Source organism: Arthrobacter sp. Y3221159, from assembly GCF_059089885.1.
Genome location: NZ_JBNHFC010000009.1, coordinates 48,291 through 72,870, shown reverse-complemented (window position 1 = coordinate 72,870; position 24,580 = coordinate 48,291). Strand labels below are relative to the sequence as shown.

Sequence of the window (24,580 nt, the reverse complement as noted above, 5' to 3'; positions counted from 1 at the left end):
TCCGGGGCTCTCCTCCCCTGCTTACTTCTTTGAAGGACCCTCATGACCACCTATATTCTGCGCCGGCTTGGGACAGGACTCCTGCTCGCAATGCTGGTGACACTGATCACTTTTTTTCTGCTTAGCCTCTCGTTCGACGCGGTCGTCCGGGCCCGCCTCGGAAGCGTCGCCACTCCCGAATCAGTGGCAGCAATGACGGCCGAACTTGGCTTCGACCGTCCCGTACTGGTCCAGTATTTTGAATGGCTCGGCGGAGTGCTCCGCGGTGACTTTGGTACGTCGTTGTTCACCAGCGAACCGGTCGGACCAGCGGTTGCTTCACGGTTGGCCGTCACGCTGTCCATCGTGCTCGTGGCCTTGGCTATTACCGTATTGATCAGTGTCACTCTCGGAGTCGTCGCAGCTACCCGAGGCGGCATCGTGGACCGCCTGGCACAGGCAGCGTCCCTGGTGGGTTACGTCATTCCGGGCCTGCTCATCGCGATTGTGCTGGTTGTGGTCTTCGCCATCAACCTCCGAATGTTGCCCGCAACGGGATATACCCCCTTCGGTGTGAATCCGGGCAGATGGGCAGCCACCATCACTATTCCCGTCATCGTGCTCGTTATCGGCGGCGCCGCGAACATCACGGCCCAAGTCCGTGGCACGATGATCGACGAAATGCGCAAGGACTACGTCCGGACCCTGCGCACCCGGGGGATCTCGACACGGTCCATCGTTCTCAAACATGCCCTGCGGAACGCCGCCGGGCCTGCCTTGACCGTGCTGTCCTTCGAGTTCATCGCCATGCTCGGCGGGGCTCTCATCATTGAGAAGGTATTCGCGCTGCCCGGTTTCGGCACGTTTGCATTCAACTCCTCCCTGCAGGGGGACATAACCGTGATCATGGGCATCACGCTGTTCAGCGTTCTGCTCGTGGTCTGCATCAACCTACTAGTCGACCTTGTGAACGGGTGGCTCAATCCGAAAGCGAGAATCTTTTGAGCGTCGAAGAACTCATCGTCGAACCGGTCCACACAGCTGCCCCCCGTAAGTCGGCATGGCGGAAACTGCTTAAGGACCCCCAGGCTGTCATCACGGCAGGTTTGCTGCTGGTCATCACCCTGCTCGGAATCCTGACCCCGCTCCTGACCCAGCATGGGCCCAACGAGGCCTCATTGGATGCCATCAACGCACCCATGGGAACTCCCGGATACCCTTTGGGCGGTGACCAGAACGGGCAGGACATCTTTACGCGCCTGCTCCACTCCATCAACACCAGCATGATCTCCGGGCTGATCGGAGCGAGCGTTGCCCTCGTAATCGGCGTGACTTTTGGTTTGATCGGAGGCTACTACGGGCGCAAGCTCCAAGGCGTCACCGAGTGGGTCTTCAGCCTCATCATGACGTTCCCCGGCATCCTCCTCCTGATCATCCTCATGCCTGTCACCAAAGGCGACTACCGCTCCACAATGCTGATCTACGGGGTCCTGCTTTCTCCGGGGATCTATCGGATTGTCCGAAACCAGGTTGTCGGGGTTAAGAACGAACTGTTCGTTGATGCCGCGAAAGTATCGGGCCTTTCGGATATCAGAATCCTGGCCCGGCATGTTCTCTTCGTTGTCCGCGGACCGATCATCATCGCCACAGCTTTCCTTGCCGGCTCAGCCATCACGTTGCAGTCGGGCCTGGCGTTCCTTGGCGTCGGTTCCAACACCATCCCCAGCTTTGGTGCGATGATCGCTGACGGATTCCTGAACCTGTATGAAGAGCCCACCCAATTCCTCTGGCCAAGCCTGCTTCTGGGCGTGATCACCGCGTCAATGGTGCTGCTCGGCAATGCACTGCGTGACGCCTTCGAAGGCGTCCGGCCCAAAGCCGCAAAGCGTCCGACGGCGAAGGTCCAGGCAACACCACCGGACCAGCAGGAGGCGACCATCGACGAACCCCTGCTGCTGACCGTTAGGGACCTCGCAATCGCTTATCCCACACCTACAGGGGAACTCCGCGAAGTGGTCAACGGCGTTAACCTGGAGCTGGCTGCCGGCCAGACCTTGGGTTTGGTTGGTGAGTCCGGCTCAGGAAAGACGCAGACAGCTTTTGCTGTGCTAGGCGTCCTGCCTCCTGAGGCCGTTATCACCCGCGGATCAATAAAGTTGGACGGCCGTGAGCTTCTTGGCCTCAGCGAAGGGGAACTTCGCTCCCTCCGTGGCCGGTCCATCGCCTACATTCCCCAGGAACCGATGTCGAATCTGGATCCGTCCTTTTCGGTGGGCGCCCAGCTGGTCGAAGGTATCCGTGCATCCTCCGACATGTCGGCTAAGGAAGCGAAGGAACGCGTGCTCGCGCTCCTGAAGCGTGTCGGCATCACGGACCCTGATCGGACCTTCCATTCCTACCCGCATCAGATTTCCGGAGGTATGGCCCAGCGGGTTCTGATTGCCGGAGCCGTGGCAAGCCGGCCGAAGCTTCTCATCGCCGATGAACCGACCACCGCTCTTGATGTCACCGTTCAGGCCGAAATCCTGGACCTCCTGCGTGACCTGCAGGCAGAACTGAACATGGCTGTACTCCTGGTCACTCACAATTTCGGCGTTGTAGCGGACATTTGTGACCGCATCGCCGTGATGCAGTACGGACAGATTGTGGAATCGGGAACTGCATTGGATATCTTCCACAATCCCCAGCACCCCTACACCACCATGCTTCTAGACTCCATTCTCGACGAGACCACGGTGCGTAAGGATGGCCCTATGGCCTTCCACAGCCCGGTCGGAAAGCAGCACTGATGAGCACCCTGCTCGATGTAAACCAGCTGAGGGTTGCCTACCCCGGTCGCGGTTTCCGCGCCAAGCCACACGAGGTCCTGCATGGAGTTTCCCTGACGATCAGCGAAGGCGAGACTCTTGGCGTCGTTGGCGAATCCGGTTCAGGAAAAACCACAATTGGCCGCGCAGTACTGGGACTGGTCAAACCCAGCGGCGGCAAGATCACTTTCAGGGACCGGGACATCACCCATGTCAGCCCCAAGGAACGCAGGGAACTGTCCAAGGACATCCAAGTAGTCTTCCAGGACCCCTACACCTCCCTTAACCCGTCCATGACAATCGGCGACATCCTCAGCGAGCCACTCATTATTCAGGGCCGTACCCGGGCGGATGCTCGAACGCGTGTGAAGATGCTCCTTGACCAAGTGGGGCTGCCCGCTGATGCCATCGAACGGCTCCCACGTGAGTTCAGCGGTGGCCAGCGCCAACGGGTTGCAATTGCCCGCGCCCTGGCCCCAGAGCCCAAGCTCATTGTGTGCGACGAGCCGGTTTCTGCACTTGACCTCTCCACCCAGGCGCGGGTCCTGGACCTGTTTATCGATATTCAGCGTCAAACCGGGGTGGCCTACCTGTTCGTCTCCCACGACCTTGCCGTGGTCAGGCATGTCAGCCACAGGGTCAGCGTTGTCTATAAGGGAGATATCGTCGAGACCGGGTCAGCTGAAGTGGTGACATCGGACCCTGAACACCCCTACACACAGCGGCTCTTGCTCGCAGCCCCGATTGCCGATCCTGTGGCTCAGGAGAAAAGACGGGCTGAACGACGCCGGCTCCTGGAGCTCCACCGCGAACAGGACCTGCAAGCAGGTGTTGTCCGCGCATGACCACGGAGCCGATCATTCCCGGCTTCCACCCGGACCCGTCCATCTGCAGGGTAGCCGACAGCTACTTCCTGGTGAACTCCAGCTTCGAATACTTTCCAGGCGTGCCCATCTTCCACAGCAAGAATCTGCTCGATTGGACCCAGATCGGCAATGTCCTAAATCGGGAGACCCAGCTGAATGTGCGCCCGGGCATCACGGGCGCCGGCGGAGGCATTTATGCACCAACGCTCCGGTTCCACGACGGCGAGTTCTGGCTGGCTACTACCAACATCACGGACATCCGCCGCGGTCACCTTATCGTCCGCGCCAAGGACCCCTCGGGTCCATGGACTGACCCTGTGTACACGACAGGTGCGGTGGGGGTTGATCCCGATTTGTCCTGGGACGACGAGGGAACCTGCCACCTCACCTGGTCCCATCCCATGGGCGGAATTTTTCACGCGACCGTGGACCCGACTACCGGTGACCTCCAGTCGGCTCCACATGAATTGTGGAAAGGTACCGGCCTTGCCCATCCCGAGGGGCCGCACCTATTCCAACGCAACGGCTGGTGGTACCTCCTGGTCGCGGAGGGCGGCACCCATCACGGACATTCCGTCTCAATTGCGCGTTCCCGTAGCATCGAGGGTCCGTTTCAAGGACATCCGCAGAACCCGGTTTTCTCGCATCGGAGTACCCCGCATTCTGTCCAAAACACGGGCCACGCTGACCTGGTGGAATGCACCGATGGCACTTGGGCGATGGTCTACCTGGGCGTGCGTCCGCGCGGTTCGTTCCCGAAATACCATGTCAATGGGAGGGAAACCTTTCTCGCCGGCGTGGATTGGGTGGAGGACTGGCCCGTCGTCCGGCCGGAATCCTTTGACCCCCCGAGAGCCGCAACGTCGTTTGGCGACAATTTCTCCACGAATGAGCTGCACCCTCGATGGATTTCTCCAGGGGTCAACCCGCGTTCCTTCACTACCCGGGACGGCGAACCCGGGCTGATTCTCTCCGAGGGCCGAGGGGTTAAGGAGACAGAGGCGGTCAACCTGCTGGCTGTAAGAGCCCGCGATCCGGAATGGACCGCCGTTGCAACAATTCCTGACGGTGATGCCGCCCTCGTGGTGGGCATCGATGATCAACATTGGGCCGGAGTTGAAAGATGTGGAGATCACCTAAAGGCGCGTCTGGTGGTGGGACCGCTCGATCAGGAACTGGCTGTCCAGGACGGGGTCTTTCCTGTGTCGCCGCTCGCTATCCGGGCCGTGGGACCGGAGGCCGGGCGCCGGTTCCGCAGCGGCCCGGACACACTCGAGCTGGGGTACCTCAAGAACAACGAGTTCTGCAGGCTCGCGAGCGCGGACGGCCGCTATCTCTCAACTGAGGTCGCCGGCGGCTTCACGGGGCGGGTCATCGGCGTCGAGGCGCTGGGTTCGCCCGCAAGACTCGCCAGCTTCGAGTACCAGGGGTTTCCCGCATCGGAAATCAACGAAGCAACCCTGGAAACAACCGCAGCAACACCTTAGTCAATGTCAGGAATGAACGAACGGAGGAACAGGTGGACATGCCGTTGAATCCGTTCCGTGTCCCGGTCATACAGCCATTGAATTTGCAGTCCGTCAGTCAATGCCACGAACATAGCCGCCAGGTCTTCGGGGGCGATGTCGCTTTTCAGCTCACCACGTTCTGCCAATGCCGCGAACGCTCGGGTGTAGACGCTTATGGAGGTTGCATAGCGCTGCCGATAGTACTCATGGGCTGGATGGTCTGGAGAAGTGGCCTCCGTGGAGAGCGTACTGTGCAACTCGATCAGACCCGGCTGCAAATCATTTGCCGCTACGGTCTTCAGCATTGCCATAATGGCCGCGGTACCTTCCGGTACGTTCAACACGTCCACGCCGCGGTCACGAAAGAACTCCCTCCTTTTTTGGTCTTTGAGCTTCAGAACGCCGGAGAGCAGCTCGTCCTTATTGGCAAAGTGATGGAGGAGCCCCGTGTGACTTATGCCAACGCGCTGCGCCACCTCTTTCATGGTCAGGTTGTGGAAGCCTGTCTGCCCAAAGAGCTCGATGCACGTCTCAAGGATTCTCAACTGCAGTGCCGCGGTCTTCGCATACGGTCCGCGCTGGTTGGCCGTGGCCGTGGGCATGGTGATTCCTATCGTCGCCGTTTCTAACACCAAAATAGCATCAGGATTGAAATTTCATTGGTACGCACTTGGTGGAATTGACAATCAATCATCATCAAACAGAGCCGTTGCCTGGGGGCCGGCAAGGGAGGAAATGATGTGCCGCGAAGAAAGCCCTGTGAAGAGTCCGGGCGAGCTGGGTGGCTACTGGCAGCCCGTCGATGATTGGACACAGCTCCAGGACCGGTTCGTGGAAATCCACCGACATTGCACCTTCCTTGACCGCGGCCTAGTTGATGCCGTGACGGATGACGGCTCCATTCTGTGGCTTGCCCACGAGGGGGCAGCCACCCGGCGTTTGATCCTTAGGCAGGATGGCGTTTACGTGAAGCTGCTTTTGGCCGGGGAGATTTTCGGGTGAGTGAAAAGATTGTGGCTGATGAGAAGGCAATACGTCCCGCCCGTAAAGCCCAGCCGACCATTTACGACATCGCCCGCGCGACGGGCGTCAATCCGTCCACAGTGTCCAGAGCGTTGAGCAATCCTGGTCGGGTCAATGCCAAGACGGCTCAACGCATCAGGGATGCGGCAACCGCCATGGATTACAGGATCAATCCGATGGCTAGGGCGCTGCCCACGGGGATGACCAATACGGTAGGCCTCGTTATGTCCGACATTACGAATCCTGTCTACTTTGACCTTATTCGTGGCGCGGGGCGTGCCACAGAGGCCGAAGGCTACACCCTTGTCCTCGCCGAGTCACAGGAGTCCCCGGAGTTGGAAGCGCAAACCGTCCAGCGGCTTCTGGCCTCCGTTGACGGGCTGGTTCTGGTGGGTACCCGATTGTCCGAGGACGACATCCGTGCCTCCGCAGGCCGCAAACCCGTCGTCCTGGTTAACCGTGCTGTGCCCGGGCTGCCCAGTGTGGTCCCCGATGTCGTCCCGGGAATCAGGCATGCGCTGGATGATCTACACAAGCTCGGCCATCGTTCTGCCGCCTTCCTGTCAGGCCCGGCCAACTCCTGGATGAACTCGCTGCGCTGGGAAGTGATCCTGGAAGAAGCCCTGGACCGAGGCATGTCGATTGTTGAGATAGGTCCAGGCCAGCCCACTGTGGAGGGTGGCCATAAGGGACTGCGCCGAATCCGGGCAGCCGGCGCCACAGCGGTCCTTGCCTACAATGACCTCATGGCCATCGGTCTGCTCACAGCCTGCCAGGAAGCAAGCATCTCCGTACCGGAAGAGCTAAGCATCGTTGGATTCGACGACATCTTCGGTTCCGCGTTCACTTCTCCCCAATTGACCACAATCCGCACGCCTCTCGGCACAGCCGGCGAATACGCGGTCCGTCGCCTCGTAGAGAGCGTGCGGGGTAATGACGAACCTGCCCCGGTGGAACTGGTGACAGAACTCGTGGCTCGCGGATCAACAGGCCGGATCCCGCCAGGGGCAAGGACCTAGCCCGGGGCTGGAGTGCAGCTTTGTCCTGGCTTAAAGGAGTCGGGGCGCCGGCATGAACGGCAGCCGGTGAGTTGGTGGGTCCCGTGCTGTCAGCTATTAGTTTCGCGGACGCCGAGCACTGTTATCAGTCCGCCGACAAGGGCAAGGGCACCGGCGGCCAGGAACAGTACCGTGTAATTCTTATCGGTCCCGGTCGCCCCGATGGAGAGGAGGACGGGGGCCAGCCCGGGGGCCAGCGCGGCTGGAATCTTCTGTGAGAAGCTCGTTATCGCCATGAACTTTCCTGCTTGTGTTTCCCGGTGTGGGAGGACATCAAGGACGAGTGCCTGTCCTACCGAGATGAAGACTGCAATGCCCAGGGATGAGATCAAGGATCCTGCCATAAGGGTGATGAAGTCGTGCGAGAAGGCCGACACCACCGTGCCTGCCGCGTAAATTACGGCAGCCACCAGAATAAAGGGTTGGCGGCGGTTGGCGCGGTCGGAGAACCACCCGCCGCCTAATGCACCGGCGGTGGAGCTGACGATGCTTGCAGCTGAGATCACCGCGATGACAGTCGTGACCTCCGCGACGCTGATGCCCAGCCGTTGGGCGTAGAAGAAAGTTGCGTAGCTGGTGGTGAAGGTCAGTCCGAGGAAGAACACGAAACGCCCCGCCCATGTCCAGGCAAACGCCGGATGCTCCTTGGGGTTGAATACGAAACTTCTGAACACGCTTCCAATTGAAAGTGGGCCGGCTGAGGCGGCGCCGCGGGTGTCCTTTTCCGGAGCAAGGATGACGAAGGCGCCAACCAGAAGTGTTCCGATGGCAGCCGGGAGCAGGAACACCCATAATGCGTCAGCAGTAACCCGTCCGACGAGGATGATTCCGATCACCGGGGAAATCTGCATCGTTAGGCCCGTCAGGCCGGACACCTTGCCCCGCTGGACCCCAGGCAGGTTGTCAGCCTGGTAATTGCCTATGGACCCCACAGCTGTACCCCATCCGACTGTGGACAGGACCCAACCGGCACCAAGTACGACAACGTTCGGAGCGAACGCCATGAGCGGTATCGCGGCCAGCCCAAGTACTGTACCGATCACGGTAAACGGCCGTCGCCTGCCCCATCGGGACCGCATTCTGTCACTGAGGATGCCTGTGAGCGGTGCAGCGATCAGGGAGCACAGCGAACCAATGCCGAGCATGTACCCCAGAAACTCCTCCCGCCCAGGGGCCAGCTGGTTGAGCCTGAGGGCCAGGGAAAAGGCCATCGGCACGATCATCGCCATGCCCCCGCCGAAGGTGGCCAGGACGAGTAGGGCGACCGTTGCCCGGCTGACAGGCTGCTGCGGATTCCCGGCAGTGTCAGGTGGGGGGGAATCAGTAGCGGGGGGCGACGGCAACGCTACGTTTGACTTTGGAATGCGCCCGATTTCTGCCTCGAACAGCTCGGAACGCCCCGCCGCTTCCTCCTCAGGTGCCACTGAGCTCACCACCTCTCGTATCCGGGAGCTCCGCCGCACGACCAGGCAGGACGTCCACGCTGTAATGTGTTTCGGCTCGTATATCCTCTAGTTGCTGGTTCCGGGCTTTTGGTTTTCGAGGCCTCGCCAGCGGGTTCGGAGTGCATGGGCTGCCGACTTGGGCTTACGGTCCCGGGTGAAGACGCCCTTCCTGTTGCCATCGACGCGGTGGATGCCGTTGGACGTTTGGAAGTCAGCAAAGTTCCAGACCTGCTCCCCCACAAAGGACGGGATGCTGTCGAAGACCCGGTGGTTCATGTCCAGATAGTCGGCCTGGTACTCCTCCGTCCACGGCATGTCCCAGACAGAGTGGAGGCCCGGCAGGGTATCCGCGCCGTACTCCGCCATCATGATGGGCTTTCCAAACTTGTCAACCCATCCCTGCAGTTCGCCCTTGAGGTAAGTTTCGGCTGTTGCCAGGTCTCCGGTGGCTACATACCAGCCGTAGTAGCGGTTGAGGCACATGACATCGAAGAGGTCTGCGATCTTGTCATTCTTGAATGTGGCGAACATGACAACTGCGTAGGTGACCGGGCGGGTTGGATCAAGTGTCCGGGTCAGTTCCACGAGCGGTGCGAAGTACTCTCTGGCGCCCTCTTCGTTGGACGATGGCTCATTTGCGATGCACCACATGACGACGCTCGGGTGGTTCTTGTCCCGGGCGATCAACTCGCGGATCGCCTGGGCATGGGCAGCCTGGGTGTCGTCGTTGAAGGTTTCGGGGGAGAACGTAGGCGTTGTTGCTCCACCGGCAAGACCTCCCTGCACGGCGAGGTTGAGCCCAACTGCGGCGGTTTCATCGATGACGACGATGCCGTGACGGTCCGCAAAGTCCATGACCTCCTCGGCATAGGGGTAATGGGAGGTCCGGAACGAGTTGGCGCCCACCCACTCCAGCAGTTGGAAGTCATGCACCAGGTAAGCGTCATCATGGCCCTTGCCCCGCACCGGTGAGTCCTCATGCTTGCCAAAGCCCGTGAAGTAGAACGGCTCGCCGTTTATAAGGAATTCGGTTCCCCGCACTTCGACCGTCCGTACGCCAAAGGTTTGTGTGTAGCTGTCGATGAGTTCCCCATTGTCGACGATCTCTGCGACCAGGTTGTACAGGTAGGCGGCCCCGGGCTTCCAGAGGTTTGCGGCCTCGATGCGCAAGGTTCCGGCTGCTCCTTCAGCTTCGGCAACCTGGGTACCGGAGGCATCCAGCGCGCGGACCCGCACTGTCGAAGAGGCGGATGCTTGGACGTCGTACGTCACGACGCCGGTGGTGCCCTCAATCCCGGTGACAACGGTGATGTCCTCAATCCGTTGCCGGGGCGCGCTGTAGAGCCAAACGGAGCGGGAAAGCCCGGCGTAGTTGTAGAAGTCGTGCAGGTATTTCTGCTGCCGCCGGCCATCCTGGGCTACCGTGATGGATCCAGGGGGGATGGTGATGTTTGTCAGTTCATTATTTACGCCGATTGTCAGCCGGAACTCTTCCCCCGGAGCGACCAGGTCCGTGATGTCCATCTCGAACGGCGTGTAACCCCCAATGTGCTGTCCCACGAAAGAGTCGTTGACGTAAACACGGCCTTCATGGGTTGCGGCGTCGACTCGCAGGAAGATCCGGTCTGAAGTCCATCCGCGGGGGACGCACACTTTGCGCTGGTACCAGGCCCAGCCGACGTGGTCGCGGATGGTGGAGTCAACGAAGAGATCGTTGTAGCTGGCAGGGACTGCGGCTTCAAGTCCGCTGTCAAGGGTGCCGGTCCAGGTCTTTGGTCGGGACTCGCGTTCGATGTCGAACGCCCAGAGCCCGTCAAGGGAAACGAGTTCACGGGTGGGCGACATTTGCGGTTTAAGCATGAGGGTTATTCCTTTGAATTCTTGGTGGTTGTTCCGGGGGCCGGGTTGTCGAGTGTGAGCCGCCATTGCCAGGCGTAATCGTGGCCGTCGAGGCGGTGCTTGGGCAGGGTGTCGGGTCCGAGGAACACAGTCCCTACGCCCCGGTGAGCTATATCGAGGTTGACGATGGTCTTCCCAGAGCGGGGCAGCTGCCAGTAATGGGTTGTTGACTCGAGTTCTTCGGTCGAATAACGGGATACGGTCATGTGCAAGGCACTGGTGTGCTCCGTCTTTACGGTGCCTGCCGGACCCTTGAGCTGGAGTTCGCGCACTCCCCCGCGTGTGCCGTTGGACTGCGGGACGATGTAGGGCACAGCCAAGTCATCGATGCTGCTTTCCCAGGTTCCCAGAAGCGCAGACTGTGCGCGGTCCGGGTAGTTTTCCCACGGCCCGAGCCCCACCCAGTGTGCGTCCTCGAAGCCGTCGATAAGTTCGAACTCGATGCCGACGCGTAGACCGTCCCGGGTGGATTCCGGCAGGATGACGTGCTCATCAATGATCCAGTCGCCCGTGGCGGCTGCCGTGATGCTGCGGCGGTGGGTGACCACGTCATCGCCAAAGGCAGTGCGATAGGTCCGGGTTACCACGGCACCCGCTTCTTGGTGCTTTACCTCTGTATCAACGAGGTTCAGGCGGAAGAAACCGGAACGTACGAAGCGGTTATCGAGGGCAAAGGATCGGTCGTTATCCGTGAGCGGGCGCCAGAGGCACAGCTCGGGGGCGCGGGTCAGCAGCGGATGTGAAAGTGACCCGTCGTCGTCGAGCTCAAGCTCGATCGGGTCGACGGACGCGAGCTGGTGATGTTCGGCTTCCAGGTTTACTTGGAGTGCCGCTATTTCGGTGCCGGCCGGCGCCCATAGTGTGCGCTCCCGCGTCCGCAGTGTCAGCGTCACCGCCAGCGCACCGGGCTTTCGCGCTGCTGCGCGCACGGGGGGCGGAAGTTCCAGTGCGGCGGCCGCACCGGGAGCGGCGTCGGGGAGGTCGACGGCGGTTAGGGCGACGGGGCCGTCCGCCGTTTCGATCCGCACCTCGCCCCTTAGCTCACGGAGGTCCCCGAACGCCTGGCGGTTGAGGATCTGCAGCTGCCCATCCCGGGCCGTTGCAGCGTCTGAGATGATCCGTACCGGGGCGAAGATGCCGCGCGCTTCGAAGAGAGCCGGCTTCGGTGTGAGATCAGGAAAGACGATGCCGTAGTTGAGGATCGCGCCGCTGTTGGGCTCGTCCCCAAAGTCACCGCCGTAGCGGTAGTGGCCGTCGCCGTCGGGGTCCAATGAGTGGTCACGCCATCCCCAGATGAAACCGCCCTGCAGCCCCGGCAGTGATTCAAAGAGCCGCCAGTACTCGTCCAGCCCGCCCATGGAGTTGCCCAGGGAGAAAGCGTACTCGCACAGAATCAGTGGGCGGTCCGCCCGGGCGTCCTTGGCGTATGCCTCCAGGGCCGGGAATGAGCCGTACATCGGGCAGACAATGTCAGTTGCGGCGTGGCCTCCATGCCAATCGTTGGCTATGGCGCCTTCATAGTGCACGGGCCGGGTGGGGTCGGTTTTGCGGGACCAGGCAGCCATGGCGTCGTGCGCCGCGCCGTACCCTGTCTCGTTTCCCAAGGACCAGATGATGACGCTGGGGTGGTTGCGGTCGCGCAGCACCATCCGTGAGTAGCGGCGCATAAAGCTTGGGAGGAACGACGGATCGTCGGCGATCCCACCGGCGAAGGCGTGCCCTTCGATGTCTGCCTCGTCTACGACGTAGAAGCCGATTTCATCGCACAGGTCCAGGAAGACCGGATCGTTCGGGTAGTGCGCTGTCCGCACGGCGTTGATGTTGTTGCGTTTCATCAGCGAAAGTTCCGTCAGGAGGGACTCCCGTGTCATCACCCGCCCTGTGCCGGGGTCGACGTCGTGGCGGGCTACCCCTTGGATGAGGATGCGCTGGCCGTTGACGAGAAGATCGCGGCCCCGGATTTCGACCCGGCGGAAGCCGATACGGAGGCTTACCTCATCGGCAATCTTGCCCTCTGCATCAAGGAGGCGGACGACGAGATTTTCCAGGTGGGGCGTTTCAGCCGTCCAGGGTGCAACGTCCAGCCCCTTCCGTTCGAAGCGCGCCTTTCCGGCGGCCGTCTCGTGGGTGACTGTTTGGGCGAAGTTCCCCGCGATCGCGGCGAACCGTTCGGGCACTTCCGCGCCGGCGGCCCGGATGCTCAGCAGGTCCATGAAGTCGGACGGGAACCGGGGACTTGGTTTGCTGCTTCGTTCATCGGTGGGCTTGGGGAGGGTCATTGTCGCCCGCCGCGGGGCGATGGGCAGGGTCTCCTCCCGGCCCAGGACTGTTATCTGCACAGACCAGTCGACCTTTGTCAGGTGGGCCAGTCCCGCGGTCTCGACATCAACCGTCAGCGACCCTTTGCCGGAGTCTGCGTCGTAGTCAGCGACCGCCACAACATCGGTGATGCGCACATCCGGCACCGTGTAGACAAAGACCGGCCGGGTGATGCCCGCCTGCCACCAGTGGTCCTGGTCCTCGAGGTAGCTCTCGGCCGAAAACTTGGTGACCACGAGCACAAGCTCATTTATGCCGTGGGTGACGTGTTCCGAGATATCGAATTCGGCCGCGAGGTGGGAGTCCGTGCTCAGTCCCACGGGGACGCCGTTAACCAGCACGCGAAGGGCTGACTCCGCTGCACCGACGTGCAGGACCGCCCGGCGTCCGGGCTCCGGGGACAGTTCGAAGGTCCGTCGGTAGAGGCCGGTGGGGTTGCGCTTGGGAAGCTCCGGAGGGATCTCATCGAAGGGCATGGGCACGTTGGTGTAGTGCGGCGGGTCACTGGGCTCGGACATCGTCCAAAGGCCGGGCACCGTCGTCGTTCCCCACGTGTCGCCGACCGGGGCGTCCGGCCGCTCCAGCAACTGGAAGTCCCATGTTCCATTGAGGTCAACATCGGCGGGACGTCGAAGCGAGCTCATCGGCAGCCGTCCCATCGGATGCAGCCCCGAGAAATCAGCAGGAGTTGCTGTGAAGCCGGTGCCGGTCATTGCTTGTTTTTCTCCACGGTTGGTGTGCCTGCTCCAATGGCGGCGCGGATTTTATCCAGTGTGAGGAACACGGCGATGGTGTCCGCGGCCGTGTGTACCGGATGCTCGGTTAGTCCCGCGGCGATAGCGTCGCTGACCCCCCGCAGCATGGGGATATAGCCATTGCCTTCACGGTCAAGGTCGATAGCCTCAGGCGCGTGGATTATGTTCTGCCAGGATCCGGCGTGCATCCTCAATGCCGTGGTTGCCCAAAACGGGCCGGGGAGGACCACCCATCCTTTGGTTCCGCTGACCGAGCCGGCGAGGTCTGCGAACTCCAGGGCGGAGGCGGCGCACTGGGCGAAGCGCCCGTCGCTGTACTCGAGGGTGAAGTGCCCGGCGAGGTCCAGGCCATCGCTGCGGACCGTGCCCGCGGCGTGGACTGATTCCGGCGCACCGAAGACCACATGGGCCAGCGTCACAGGGTATATTCCCTGGTCCAGCAGGGTGCTCCCGCTGCGTTTGACGTCCCAGCGGCTGCCGCCGTCCTGTGGAAACGGCATGCCGAACATTGCCCGCAGGCTGCGGGGCTCACCGATGCTGCCCGCTGCAATTTCTTCCTGGAGCCGATTGAAGGCGGGGTTGAACTTCATCCACATGCCCTCCATGAGGAAGAGGTTCCGTTCCGCCGCGAGCTGGAACAGGTCCTCCACCTCGTTAGCGGTTATTGCCATCGGTTTCTCGACCAGGACGTGTTTGCCTGCAAACAGCGCCTGACGTGTCATCTCATGATGAGTGGCGAAGGGCGTGGCGATGTACACAACATCAATCCCGGCGTCGCCCAACAGCTCCTCATAGCTGTCCGTGGAGCGTAAGGCACCGAACTGCTCCGCGAAGGCAGCAGCCTTGGACGCGTCCCGGCTGTGCACGGACAGGATCTTCGCGCCGTCACATTGAGCCAGGTCCGCAACCACGCTGGTTGAGATCCGCCCTGTGCCCACAATCCCCCAGCCCAGTGTTGCCTGCACGGTATCGGGGTTCTGGAGAGCCGTCATGACGCCCTCGTTCCAGTGCTGACCTGCTGGTCCTGCGAGGAAACAGACCCGCTCTTGGCGACGTTCCCAAGCCATGCCAGGCTCGGTTTGGGGTGCCGCTCGAAGGTTGTCCGGTCCACGGCAATCAGCCCGAAAGTTGGTTCCCAGTGGCCCCACTCATAGTTGTCCAGGGCACTCCAGTGCAGGTAGCCCCGGACGTCCACCCCGTCGTCCATCGCCGCGGACAGGTGCTGCAATGCCGTTTCCGTGTACGCGATGCGCCGCTCGTCATCAGCCGTTGCGATACCGTTTTCGGTGACGAGGATCGGCACGCCGCCGGTGACTTCCCAAGTGTGGCGCACGGCAATGCCAAGCGCGTCGGGCCGGTAGGCGTTCCCAACGATCGTGTTGTCAGGATGCGGCGGGTGGGGCACTATGCCGTCGGCGGTGACGTTCTGGCTGCTGTAGGACTGGACGCCGATGAAATCATCGCCACGGGCACCTTCAAGGTAAAGGTCCTCCCGGACGTACTGCTTCCTGCGCAGCATGTCTTCCCCGCCAGGCAAGGCCACCAGTGCCTGGTTCGCCACGGTCCACCCCACCGCGGCGCCGGTCCGCTCACGCAGCAGGTCCCGGACGGCGTGATGGGCTTCGACAAGCCGGTAACCAACCTCCGGGTCCGGGTCAGGCAGGACCGGGCGGGCATCACCGTCAACGGTTGGGCTTTGCCACTGTTTGTCCTTCTGCTGTTCCGCTGCCCGGCTCATCGTCGTCATCAACGCGAGCATGTTGGGTTCGTTCATGGTACAAATCCACTCAACACCGTCAAGGATGCCTGCCACCACCTCCGCATAGGCGGCAAAACGCTCCACCGCCCGGGGGCCCATCCACCCGCCCTCCTCGGCAAACCATCGGGGATTCGTGAAGTGATGCAGCGTAATAACCGGCTTCAGGCCAAGCCCCAGCGCCGTGTCGATCATGCGGCGGTAGTGAGCGAGCTCGGCAGCACTGAAGTGGCCTGGCGAAGGCTCGATGCGCGCCCACTCAATCCCGAAACGGTAAGCGTTAAGGCCTGCGTCAGCCAGCAGTTGCATGTCTTCGGCGTACCGGTGGTAGCTGTCAACAGCATCACCACTGCGCTCCATGCCAGCCCGAAGCTGCTCCCGCGCCCAGAAGTCACTGTTGACGTTGTTTCCCTCAATCTGGTGAGGGGCGGTGGATGCTCCCCAAAGGAAGCCGTTCGGAAAGTTCGTCATTGTACGTACCGATCTGTCGGAATTGGGGTTCCAGACTTGGAAACCGATTGCCACTTGAAGAATGCTAACATGAATCTAGAAACGCGTCACTAATTTCAAGGGGCCGTCCCTGATCACGCAGCGCAAGGGGAAAACCTGGTACCAAATTGTCGGTTCGGCCCCCATCCCAGGAACCCGACACCACGGAGGATTGACCGCAATGGAGCAAACCCAATCTGGCCATTTGTTGGCCCATCCCGGATTTGAAGCCCCGTACGTGGACATCAACGAGGAGCGTGAGCTGCCAGTACGGCACAGATACGTCCATGGTGGCTTCGAAGGGACTGGCACACGCTTCTCGATCTACTTCCCACCAGCACATGACTACGACGGTCGCTTTTTCCAACACATCACGCCCGTTCCCGACAGCGAGAACCTGGCCCAGACAGCGGTTGGGCGCGAAGACAAGATCAGTTTTGCTTTCTCCAGCGGCGCCTACTTCGTTGAGACCAATGGGGGCGGTCAAGACTCTTCACGTCCTGAACAGGACCACGACCCAAGCATCTCCGCCTATCGCGCCAACGCCGCAGCGGCAGACTACTCCCGCATCCTGGCCGCCGAAATCTATGGGAGACACCGGCCGTTCGGTTATGCCTACGGCGGCAGCGGCGGAGGCTTCCGCACCATCGGCGGAGCGGAAAACACTACCGGAGTATGGGACGGTTTCGTTCCCTACGTCATCGGAAGCCCCATGGCCTTGCCCAACGTCTTCACCGTCCGCATGCATGCCCAACGCGTCCTTCGTCAGAAATTAGACGTCATTGACGACGCCTATGATGTGGGCGCAAGCGGCGAGCCGGCGCTGGAACTGACTCGTGAGGAACAGGACGCACTTACGGAAGTCACCAAGATGGGCTTCCCCCCGCGATCGTGGTTCGGCCACCGCACCATGGGTACCCACGCCTTCGGGGCCCTATTTGCCGGGCTACTAACCATCGATCCCGAGTACTTCACCAAGTTCTGGACGACACCGGGCTACCTGGGCGCCGATCCGGAGGCCTCTGTCCACCGTGACAGATTGCAGTGGACTACTGAAGTCGCTGGACTTATCCGGGGAGCATCTGTCGGCAGGCGTCATGGGCCGCGGGGCGGCGTGGACCAGGCGTTCCGAGGTCCGCAAACGGCGCACGGGCAGGTCACTGCTGTTCGCCTGTCCTCCAACGCACCTATCAACACCCAAAATGCTGAACTGGTGGTCACTTCCGGCCCGGCAGAAGGCACTCGTATTTTCCTCGACCGCGTCGAAGCCGATCTTGCCACGATCGGCAACCCAGAGGCAGGATCGTCACTGGATGCCCTCAAGCCAGGCGACACCGTCGAGATCGACAACAGCAACATTCTTGCCGCACAGACTTACCACCGGCACCAAGTACCGGGCCCGGAGTACCCCGTGTGGGACCAGTACCGCAACCCGGACGGCTCGCCCAGCTATCCACAGCGACCGTTCCTCCTCGGACCGATGCTGGCCAAGGGTGCTTCAGGAACGGTCCAAACGGGGAAGTACGAAGGCAAAATGATTGTCGTCGCCTGCTTGCTGGACCGGGAGGCGTTTCCCTGGCAGGCCGACTGGTATGCAAGCAAGGTTCGAGAACACCTGGGCGAGCAGTTCGATGACCGTTTCCGCCTGTGGTACGTGGACCATGGCCTCCACGGGGACAGCGGAACTGAGGAAGAACACCCCACCCGCTCCATCCCCTACATTGGTGTCCTGCAGGAAGCTTTGCGGCAGCTGGCAGCATGGGTTGAAAAGGATGAAGCCCCCGCAGCAGATACGTCCTATGAAGTTGTGGACGGACAAGTCACCGTGCCGCTTACTGCTGCCGAAAGAGGCGGTGTGCAGCCGGTCGCGAAGCTAACTGCGAACTCGCGCTCCCGTGCCGAGGTTTCCCCGGGGACAGCTGTTCTGCTGAGACTAACAGCAGACACGCCTCCCCACTCGGGGGAGATCGTCGCAGTCGAATGGGACCTCGACGGCGACGGCGTCTACGACACAACAGAAAGGATCCAGCCGGAGACCCGGGTTGACCTGACTCAAACGGCCCGTTTCACCACGCCTGGCACCTACTTCATCACCGCCCGGGTGACTGCCCAGGGAGAAGGTGACCCGAGCTCCCCCTGGGCAAGGATCGAAAATCTGGCACGCGCACGCATCGTCGTCAGCTGACTACCCCGAAACCTGAGGCGTCGCCGGGAGTGGCGCGGTGGGCGCTTCTGGCCGTGGCTATCCCCCATTCGATTGTTGGATGCCGTCTGCCAGGGCCTCGAAGGTGAAAATCCGTCCTCTCGCCTCCCCGCTTGCCGTCACATACGCACTTCTTGTGCCGGGTTTGATGGCAATGTTCGTCGCCGATGACAGGCCTTCACCGTCCCGTCCGTGGGGATAGAGATCGTGGAGACTTGTTCCCCCTGTGGGTTGTACACAAGAATGGCTGCTCGGTTGTGCAGGCCAATGTAAAGGTTGCCGTCAGCGTCAACTGCGGCTGAGTCAATCTGGCTGGAGCCGCCGTTGACGTAAATTGCGGGGTGGGCTGAGAGGACGCTGGTTCCGTTCTCATCGAGAATGACGTAGTCAATGCGGTTGGCGGTATTGTGGCTGACCAAGAGTCCGTCGAACCCCGGTGTGAAGGCGATGCCGTTCGGGGCGGGCAACTCCCGGGCCAAAACGGTAGCCTCGCGGCTGTTCCTCTCAATGCGGACCAGGCGGCCCTGGGGCTTCCAGTAGGGATCCCGTGCTCCGATTGAGTCCGTGATGTACAGGTTTCCCTCCTCGTCGAAGGCGATGTCGTCCGGGTTCATCGGCGTCCCCTCGACAGGGCCCGAGAAAAGAACTTGTGGATCGCTGCCGTCGGCGGTGATGCTTTGGACTGTTCCGCCCCTGAAATCTGTCAGGTACAGGCGTCCGTCATGCGGACTGAACTGAGCGGAGGTAAACGCACTCGTTTGGTCGGTGTAGACAGTGCTGGTTTCTCCTGTTCCGACGTCAACGCGCAAGACTTTGGGGGCGCCAGGAGGTGCCGTGACATCGACAACGTACAGGTGCCCGTCCGGCCCGAAGGTGGGGCCTTCGAGCAGTGTCATTCCCGTGGCCTGGTGGACTGAAGTGACCTGAACGAATTCTTTTGCCCTTTGCTCCGCGGAGGTGCGGGTTGGGGCAGCGGCGGCCGGAACTGGAGGCCCTGCTGGGGTGCATCCCACCAGGGCGAGGACAAGTATGAGCGACGCCGCTATCTCCCTGGGCTTGGGTGACCTCGGGGCTGTTGAGCTCACCGCGATGCCCCAACCCGTGCGGGTTCGAGTACATCGCTCATGTCGCCTTCGCGCCACTCGCGCAGCAGGCGGTGGAAGACAACCGGGCCTGGGCTGAAGGACGCGCCGGTGATCGTTCGGGTTCCTTCACCGTTGTAGTATCCGGGTGTGCATTCGGCCTGGAACTTGGCGGTGTCGGATGCTGTCTCTCTTACGGTCCGCACCCAGGCCTCCTCAGAGGCCTCAGTGGGTTCGATGACGCAGGATCCTGTAGCCCGTCCCCGGGAGATGACCGCAGCGATGTGCTCGGCCTGCTCCTGCAGGAGGTGCACGAAGTTTACCGAGTTGGCATTCTGAAGAGCGCCAAGGTGAAACAGGTTGGGGAACCCATGCGCATAAAACCCGTGAAGGGTCCGGGGTCCCCGCGCCCACGCCTCAAGCAGCGAACGCCCACCGCGGCCAACCACGGGAAGTGTTCCGGAAACGACGCCGGAGACACCGACGTCGAACCCGGTGGCGAAGATGACGCAGTCCACTTGGTACTCCGTATCGCCGACAATGACCGCGTCCTCGCTCATGGAAGTAATGCCGCCAAAGTCTGCGGTGTCAACAAGGGTCACGTTCGGCCGGTTGAACGTCTGCAGGTAGGAATCGCTGAAACACGGGCGCTTACACATATACCGATACCACGGTTTGAGCAGCTCAGCGGTCCGCCGGTCAGCAACCACCTCATCGATCCGTGCGCGGAGACGGTTCATCGTGTCCAGGTCGGCCAGTTCGTCCTCGAGTTCACGTTCCTCGGGGGACAGTCTGTCATCTACCGCCCCGGAGAGAATCTTTCTTTGCAGCTGGGTTGTAGCCGTCCAGCCGTCGCTGACAAGGCTTTCCTCCACCGGTTCCCCTGCCAGGACCGACAAAAAGTTGTCCATCCGTTCCCGCTGCCACCCGGGCTTGAGTGAAGACGCCCAGTCCGGGTCCGTGAGGCGGTTGTCGCGGACATCAATAGTGGAAGGGGTGCGCTGGAAGACGAACAGTTGCTCTGCGTCGCGTCCCAGGTGGGGGATGATTTGAATGCCGGTGGCGCCGGTGCCGACAACTGCGACGCGTTTATCCGCAAGACCGGTCAGTCCGCCGTCTGCGCTGCCGCCGGTGTAACCGTAGTCCCAGCGGCTGGTGTGGAAAGTGTGTCCCTGGAATGTCTCGATTCCGGGGATGGCGGGAAGCTTTGGCTGCGTCAGCGTTCCCGATGAGGTGATCACGAAGCGTGCCCGGAACCGGTCGCCCCGGTCCGTTTCAACGATCCACTCCGCCGCTTCCTCGTCCCAGGTCAGCCCGGTCGCCCGGGTCTGGAACACCGCATCGCGGTACAGGTCGAACCGTTCAGCGATGGCCATGGCGTGCTGTCGGATCTCCTCGCCCGGCGCGTACCGCCACTTCGGGACATACCCGACTTCCTCCAGCAGCGGCATGTACACATACGATTCGATGTCGCAATGGATTCCCGGGTACCGGTTCCAGTACCACGTGCCACCGACGTCACCGGCCTCATCCATGAGCCGTATCGATTCGACCCCGTCCTTCCTTAGCCGGGAAGCCGTAAGCAGTCCGCCAAAGCCAGCACCGATGACCAGCGCCTCCACCCTGTCCGTAAGCGGTTCGCGATCAATTTTTTCCGTGTAGGGGTCCTTGGCGTAGTACCCGAACTGCCCAGCCGCACTCCGGTACTGGCCCAGCCCGTCCCGGCGAACCCTGCGGTCGCGTTCCACACGGTACTTGTCCCGCACCGATTCAATGTCCGGTGTATCACCTGTTGCCGGTTTGTCCTTGGTGGTGGTCATGGGGCGTCCTCGCTTCACTAGTGCCTTATGCCGAGCCAGCGCGGGAACGGGCCGTGCCCGCATCCCCGGGCACCGTCCCAGCGGCCCCTGCGCGTCAACACGACTCCGTATCGAATACAAATAAAGCTTAGCTTCAGGCTAAGTAAATTGCGAAAGTGGTGGCGATTAGGGCTGTATCGTGGGCACATGCCCGACCCAGGAGACGACCGCGAGTCGATACAAAAGAGTATTGACGCACTGACTATTGCCATTGCGGTCCGTTCGATCCCCATGGTCCTTCAGCGGCTCTTAACTACGGATCTGACGATTCAGCAACTGAAAGTCCTTTCCGTCATCGTGACGGCAGAGAACGGCGCAACCAGCGGCGGCCTCGTCGAAACCTTTGGCGTCTCAATGGCGTCCATGTCGAAACTCGTAGACCGCCTTGTAGCCGCCGGCCTGACCACGCGCACGTTCGATACCGAGGACCAGAGAGTCCGACGGATTTACGCCACAGCCCTCGGCCGCTCCGTCGTCCGTGAACTGATGGCCGCCCGTCCTGAACTCGGTGGAAACGTTTTGAACGGGCTCAGCCTGGACGAGCTCCGAGCGCTGGAAACAGGCTTAAGCGCTTTGTCTCGGGAACTGCGCATCCTGGGCGCGCAATCCGCGCCCTAGTTCTCCGCCTTGGAACTAGTTCGGCAGCCTTCGATGGCTGTCAAGAAGGTTCCATGCCAGTACGCCTGGCTTAGGAGCCGACATTTTCACGCCGCGTCGTGCGGATAACGGGTTCGAAGGTGCGGGGGCAGACTTATTTTGGAACGGCCAAAGCTCACGGATTCGCGGGTATCTGTTCCGTCCCACCATTGCGCTGCCATACCGTCCTCGAAATGCAGGATGTAGAAGGAATCGAACTCCACCCAGAGGTCCGAAGGCGGCAAGGGCAAGGAAGCGCCGGTGTGTGTGGGTGCCTGTCCACCGTACGCGGGCTGCGACTTTGCTGTCCTCCATCACCGTGTCCTGAACCGTTGCCTGAAGATCGGGGATGGCTTCTCGTAGCGTACGCGCCCAATACTTGAGGCCGGGAAGGCCGTCCCCTTGGGCCACAATGAGGTTGTGGTCGATGACGTCATACCGGACGAGACTGTTTAGCGAATCCAAATTCCCTTCCGCAATAGCGGCGATGATACGTCGAAACTTTTGATCAAGCGGCTGTTCCGTCATGGCTCCTCATTCAATATCGGTGACTTTTCCCCTATTGAAAGACTGAGCAGCCTTCAAAGGTTAGCCTGATGCTAACCATCCAGCCTGAGAGTAATCTGAATGCTCCGAGACTGACGCGGAAAATTGGTCCTCCCGGCGACATCTGTACCGTAAAGCCGTAAGGCGGCAGCCGTTCAAAGTTCTGGCAACGACGGTCCCTTGCGTAGCGGGACTCCTGAATCCGAAGAACCTGCCTCGCCGGTGAGGACAGTTAAAGTACACCTCAACGTGACAAAGAGGTCCGCATGTCTTGACTTTCTTCTAAAATCGCTATCCCGCATCACTCCGTCCGGAGGGACGCAGCCTCCTCGGCGAGCTTGGTGATCTGCTGCCAGTCCTGGTTTTCGATGGCGCTGCGGGGGGTGAGCCAGCTGCCGCCGACGCAGGATACGTTGGGCAGTGCAAGGTAGGCCGGTGCGGAAGCGAGGCTGATACCACCGGTTGGGCAGAACTGGACTTGCGGGATGGGAGCGCCGATGGCGGCGAGATAGTCCGGGCCACCGGCTGGTCCGGCCGGGAAGAACTTCATGGTGTCCAGCCCGTGCTCGAGCACCGCCATCGTCTCGCCCACGGTGGCCACGCCGGGCAGGACAGGGATTCCGAGGGTCAGCATGTAATCCAGCAGGGACGGTGTCACGCCAGGGCTGACGAGGAACTGTGCGCCGGCGGTGACCGCCGCGTCCGCCTGGCCGGGCGTTAGTACGGTGCCTGCCCCGACGAGGATTTCGGGCACTTCGTTGGCGATGAGCTTCAGTGACGTGAGCGCACTTTCGGTGCGGAGCGTGAGTTCGATGATTGGGACCCCGCCGGCGACCAGGGCCCTGGCAAGGGGAACGGCGTGTTGCGGGTCATCGATGGTTACGACCGGGATGACGGGTGATATGTGCAGGACGCTGTTGGCGTTAGTCATGGTTAATCTCGTTTCTCAGGCCGTCCAGGCCTTGGGTATCAATGATGCGGTACCAGTGCGTGAGGAGTCCCGTGAAGGTGCTGTCTGCCGCGAGCCCGGCGTCGAAGACGCTGCGGCAGCCGAGGAGCGCCGGGATGACGGTGTCCGCTGTCCGGTTGGCGGGAAGGGCGTCCTGAAGCTCGGCGGCGAGGGGGTCGTTCAGCTCCTCTGTGCCGGTGGAGGCAACATGGTGCATCCATGCAGCCACGGCCAGGGCAGCCCATCGGGGCTCCCGGCCGGCATCGAGGTTTGCGCGGATTGTGGTCAGTAGGCGCAGGCCGATTTTCTGGGAGCCGTCGCTGCCGACTTTGGCTGTGGTGTGTCCGAGGGCGGGGTTCGCGAAGCGTTCCAGAATCTGGGCGCAGTAGGTTTCACCATCCAGGCCGTCGGGCAGGCTGATGGTGGGGAGGCCGTCCTCGGCCAGCATCAGCCGGCATGCTGTGCGGAAGGAGTCCTCTCCCACGGCATCACTGATGGTCTCCTTGCCCGCGGCAAGGCCAAGGTAGGCGAGCAATGAGTGGCTGGCGTTGAGCAATCGCAGCTTGGCTGCTTCCCACGCGGCGACGTCGTTGCTGAACAGTGCGCCGGCTTCCTCCCAGGCCGGCCGGTTCCCAGCAAAGTTATCCTCAATGACCCATTGCATAAAGGGTTCAGCCACCACAGCAGCCTCGTCGCGCAGCCCAAGTTCACGTTCGACGGCGTCAAGGTCGGCGCTGGTGGTGGCCGGGACCATGCGGTCCACCATGGTGCTGGGAAACGCTACGTTTGCATCCAGCCATGCCAGAAGCGGCCCTGCTTCCGTTTCGGGCAGGGCTCGGGCGAAGGCGCGGACCAGGTTTCCGGTCAGCTCCCCGTTGCCCGGGAGGTTATCACAGGAGACGACGGTGAGCGGCCCTGCCCCGTTGCGGGCCCGCTGCTGGATTCCCCGGGTAAGCTGTCCGATCGCCGTCAGGGGTGGGTGGCCGGCAAGGTCGGCCTGCACCTGTTCATCTGCGGTGTTGAGTGATCCCGTGTGGGGATCAATCCGGTAGCCCTTTTCGGTGATGGTCAGTGTCACCACCTGCGTGGCGGGTGCGGCGATCCGGTCCACGACAGTTTTCGGGTTGTCCCTGCCGGAGATGGCTTCCACAATGCTGGAAACAACGCGGAGCGGTGCGGCGCCGCTGCCACGCTCGGCAACGGTGAACAGCCCGTCCTGGGGTGTTAGCTGGCGTGCGACAGTATCGGAGCGTTGGGTCACCCCAATAATTCCCCAGTCGGACGCGCCGGTAGCGAGCATGGCGTTTTCTGTAAAGACGGCGGTGTGGGCCCGGGCAAAAGCGCCAAGGCCCAGGTGCACAATGCCGGGCTGGAAGGTGCCTGTGGGCACCCGCGGCTGGT

At 61.6% G+C, this 24,580-nt stretch carries 19 protein-coding genes; 8 read left to right on the top strand and 11 right to left on the bottom strand.

The genetic code is table 11. From position 1 onward, the window contains the following. The first annotated feature begins 42 nt into the window (after positions 1-42). From AC5RT3_RS10970 to AC5RT3_RS10955, 4 genes are read left to right on the top strand one after another with little or no spacing between them, the layout of a single operon-like run. On the top strand, positions 43-984 hold the full coding sequence (locus AC5RT3_RS10970; protein ID WP_494124160.1) for an ABC transporter permease: 942 nt from the start codon (positions 43-45) through the stop codon (positions 982-984). Next, complete coding sequence (locus AC5RT3_RS10965; RefSeq protein ID WP_494124159.1) at positions 981-2,768, top strand: dipeptide/oligopeptide/nickel ABC transporter permease/ATP-binding protein; 1,788 nt, start codon at positions 981-983, stop codon at positions 2,766-2,768. The genes AC5RT3_RS10970 and AC5RT3_RS10965 overlap by 4 nt, the downstream gene beginning before the upstream one ends. Beyond that, the gene (locus AC5RT3_RS10960) at positions 2,768-3,631 is read left to right on the top strand and encodes an ATP-binding cassette domain-containing protein (RefSeq protein ID WP_494124158.1); all 864 of its coding nucleotides are present in this window, start codon (positions 2,768-2,770) and stop codon (positions 3,629-3,631) included. The genes AC5RT3_RS10965 and AC5RT3_RS10960 overlap by 1 nt, the downstream gene beginning before the upstream one ends. Beyond that, on the top strand, positions 3,628-5,139 hold the full coding sequence (locus tag AC5RT3_RS10955; RefSeq protein ID WP_494124157.1) for a glycoside hydrolase family 43 protein: 1,512 nt from the start codon (positions 3,628-3,630) through the stop codon (positions 5,137-5,139). The genes AC5RT3_RS10960 and AC5RT3_RS10955 overlap by 4 nt, the downstream gene beginning before the upstream one ends. Here the strand turns inward: AC5RT3_RS10955 and AC5RT3_RS10950 are convergent. Then, the gene (locus tag AC5RT3_RS10950) at positions 5,136-5,762 is read right to left on the bottom strand and encodes a TetR/AcrR family transcriptional regulator (protein WP_494124156.1); all 627 of its coding nucleotides are present in this window, start codon (positions 5,760-5,762) and stop codon (positions 5,136-5,138) included. The two genes, AC5RT3_RS10955 and AC5RT3_RS10950, sit on opposite strands and share 4 nt — an antisense overlap. Between AC5RT3_RS10950 and AC5RT3_RS10945 the strand changes: the two genes are divergently transcribed. Next, positions 5,761-6,162 (top strand): hypothetical protein, encoded by a 402-nt coding sequence (locus AC5RT3_RS10945; RefSeq protein WP_494124155.1) that lies wholly within the window; start codon positions 5,761-5,763, stop codon positions 6,160-6,162. The two genes, AC5RT3_RS10950 and AC5RT3_RS10945, sit on opposite strands and share 2 nt — an antisense overlap. Then, complete coding sequence (locus tag AC5RT3_RS10940) at positions 6,159-7,202, top strand: LacI family DNA-binding transcriptional regulator (protein WP_494124154.1); 1,044 nt, start codon at positions 6,159-6,161, stop codon at positions 7,200-7,202. The genes AC5RT3_RS10945 and AC5RT3_RS10940 overlap by 4 nt, the downstream gene beginning before the upstream one ends. Before the next feature lie 89 nt (positions 7,203-7,291). Here AC5RT3_RS10940 and AC5RT3_RS10935 read toward each other — a convergent pair whose 3' ends face one another. The 5 genes from AC5RT3_RS10935 to AC5RT3_RS10915 all read right to left on the bottom strand — a co-directional run bounded on the left by AC5RT3_RS10935 (position 7,292) and on the right by AC5RT3_RS10915 (position 15,886). Beyond that, the gene (locus AC5RT3_RS10935) at positions 7,292-8,665 is read right to left on the bottom strand and encodes an MFS transporter (RefSeq protein ID WP_494124153.1); all 1,374 of its coding nucleotides are present in this window, start codon (positions 8,663-8,665) and stop codon (positions 7,292-7,294) included. Between the two features lie 87 nt (positions 8,666-8,752). Then, a complete protein-coding gene (gene uidA, locus AC5RT3_RS10930; RefSeq protein ID WP_494124152.1) occupies positions 8,753-10,546 on the bottom strand; it encodes a beta-glucuronidase in 1,794 nt (597 codons plus the stop codon). Between the two features lie 5 nt (positions 10,547-10,551). Further along, complete coding sequence (locus tag AC5RT3_RS10925; RefSeq protein WP_494124151.1) at positions 10,552-13,617, bottom strand: glycoside hydrolase family 2 TIM barrel-domain containing protein; 3,066 nt, start codon at positions 13,615-13,617, stop codon at positions 10,552-10,554. Next, entirely contained in the window at positions 13,614-14,651 is a 1,038-nt protein-coding gene (locus AC5RT3_RS10920; protein WP_494124150.1) for a Gfo/Idh/MocA family protein, read from the bottom strand. The genes AC5RT3_RS10925 and AC5RT3_RS10920 overlap by 4 nt, the downstream gene beginning before the upstream one ends. Further along, positions 14,648-15,886: a glycoside hydrolase family 1 protein gene (locus AC5RT3_RS10915; protein WP_494124149.1), complete on the bottom strand. Its 1,239-nt coding sequence runs from the start codon at positions 15,884-15,886 to the stop codon at positions 14,648-14,650. Before AC5RT3_RS10915 ends, AC5RT3_RS10920 begins: the two co-directional genes overlap by 4 nt. Before the next feature lie 190 nt (positions 15,887-16,076). Here AC5RT3_RS10915 and AC5RT3_RS10910 point away from each other — a divergent pair, with 190 nt between their 5' ends. Further along, complete coding sequence (locus AC5RT3_RS10910; protein WP_494124148.1) at positions 16,077-18,089, top strand: hypothetical protein; 2,013 nt, start codon at positions 16,077-16,079, stop codon at positions 18,087-18,089. 137 nt (positions 18,090-18,226) lie between these two features. Here AC5RT3_RS10910 and AC5RT3_RS10905 read toward each other — a convergent pair whose 3' ends face one another. Both AC5RT3_RS10905 and AC5RT3_RS10900 read right to left on the bottom strand, forming a co-directional pair. Then, a complete protein-coding gene (locus tag AC5RT3_RS10905) occupies positions 18,227-19,003 on the bottom strand; it encodes an SMP-30/gluconolactonase/LRE family protein (protein WP_494124147.1) in 777 nt (258 codons plus the stop codon). A gap of 185 nt (positions 19,004-19,188) precedes the next feature. Then, a complete protein-coding gene (locus tag AC5RT3_RS10900) occupies positions 19,189-21,009 on the bottom strand; it encodes a flavin-containing monooxygenase (protein WP_494124146.1) in 1,821 nt (606 codons plus the stop codon). Positions 21,010-21,195: 186 nt separating this feature from the next. On the opposite strand from AC5RT3_RS10900, the gene AC5RT3_RS10895 reads away from it, so the two are divergent. Beyond that, positions 21,196-21,666 (top strand): MarR family winged helix-turn-helix transcriptional regulator, encoded by a 471-nt coding sequence (locus tag AC5RT3_RS10895; protein ID WP_494124145.1) that lies wholly within the window; start codon positions 21,196-21,198, stop codon positions 21,664-21,666. Positions 21,667-21,681: 15 nt separating this feature from the next. Here AC5RT3_RS10895 and AC5RT3_RS10890 read toward each other — a convergent pair whose 3' ends face one another. From AC5RT3_RS10890 to AC5RT3_RS10880, 3 genes are all read right to left on the bottom strand, one after another. After that, positions 21,682-22,212: an ester cyclase gene (locus AC5RT3_RS10890; protein ID WP_494124144.1), complete on the bottom strand. Its 531-nt coding sequence runs from the start codon at positions 22,210-22,212 to the stop codon at positions 21,682-21,684. A 319-nt stretch (positions 22,213-22,531) separates the two neighbouring features. Then, entirely contained in the window at positions 22,532-23,161 is a 630-nt protein-coding gene (locus tag AC5RT3_RS10885) for a bifunctional 4-hydroxy-2-oxoglutarate aldolase/2-dehydro-3-deoxy-phosphogluconate aldolase (protein ID WP_494103632.1), read from the bottom strand. Beyond that, on the bottom strand, positions 23,154-24,569 hold the full coding sequence (locus tag AC5RT3_RS10880) for a mannitol dehydrogenase family protein (protein ID WP_494103633.1): 1,416 nt from the start codon (positions 24,567-24,569) through the stop codon (positions 23,154-23,156). Before AC5RT3_RS10880 ends, AC5RT3_RS10885 begins: the two co-directional genes overlap by 8 nt. Between the last annotated feature and the right edge of the window lie 11 nt (positions 24,570-24,580).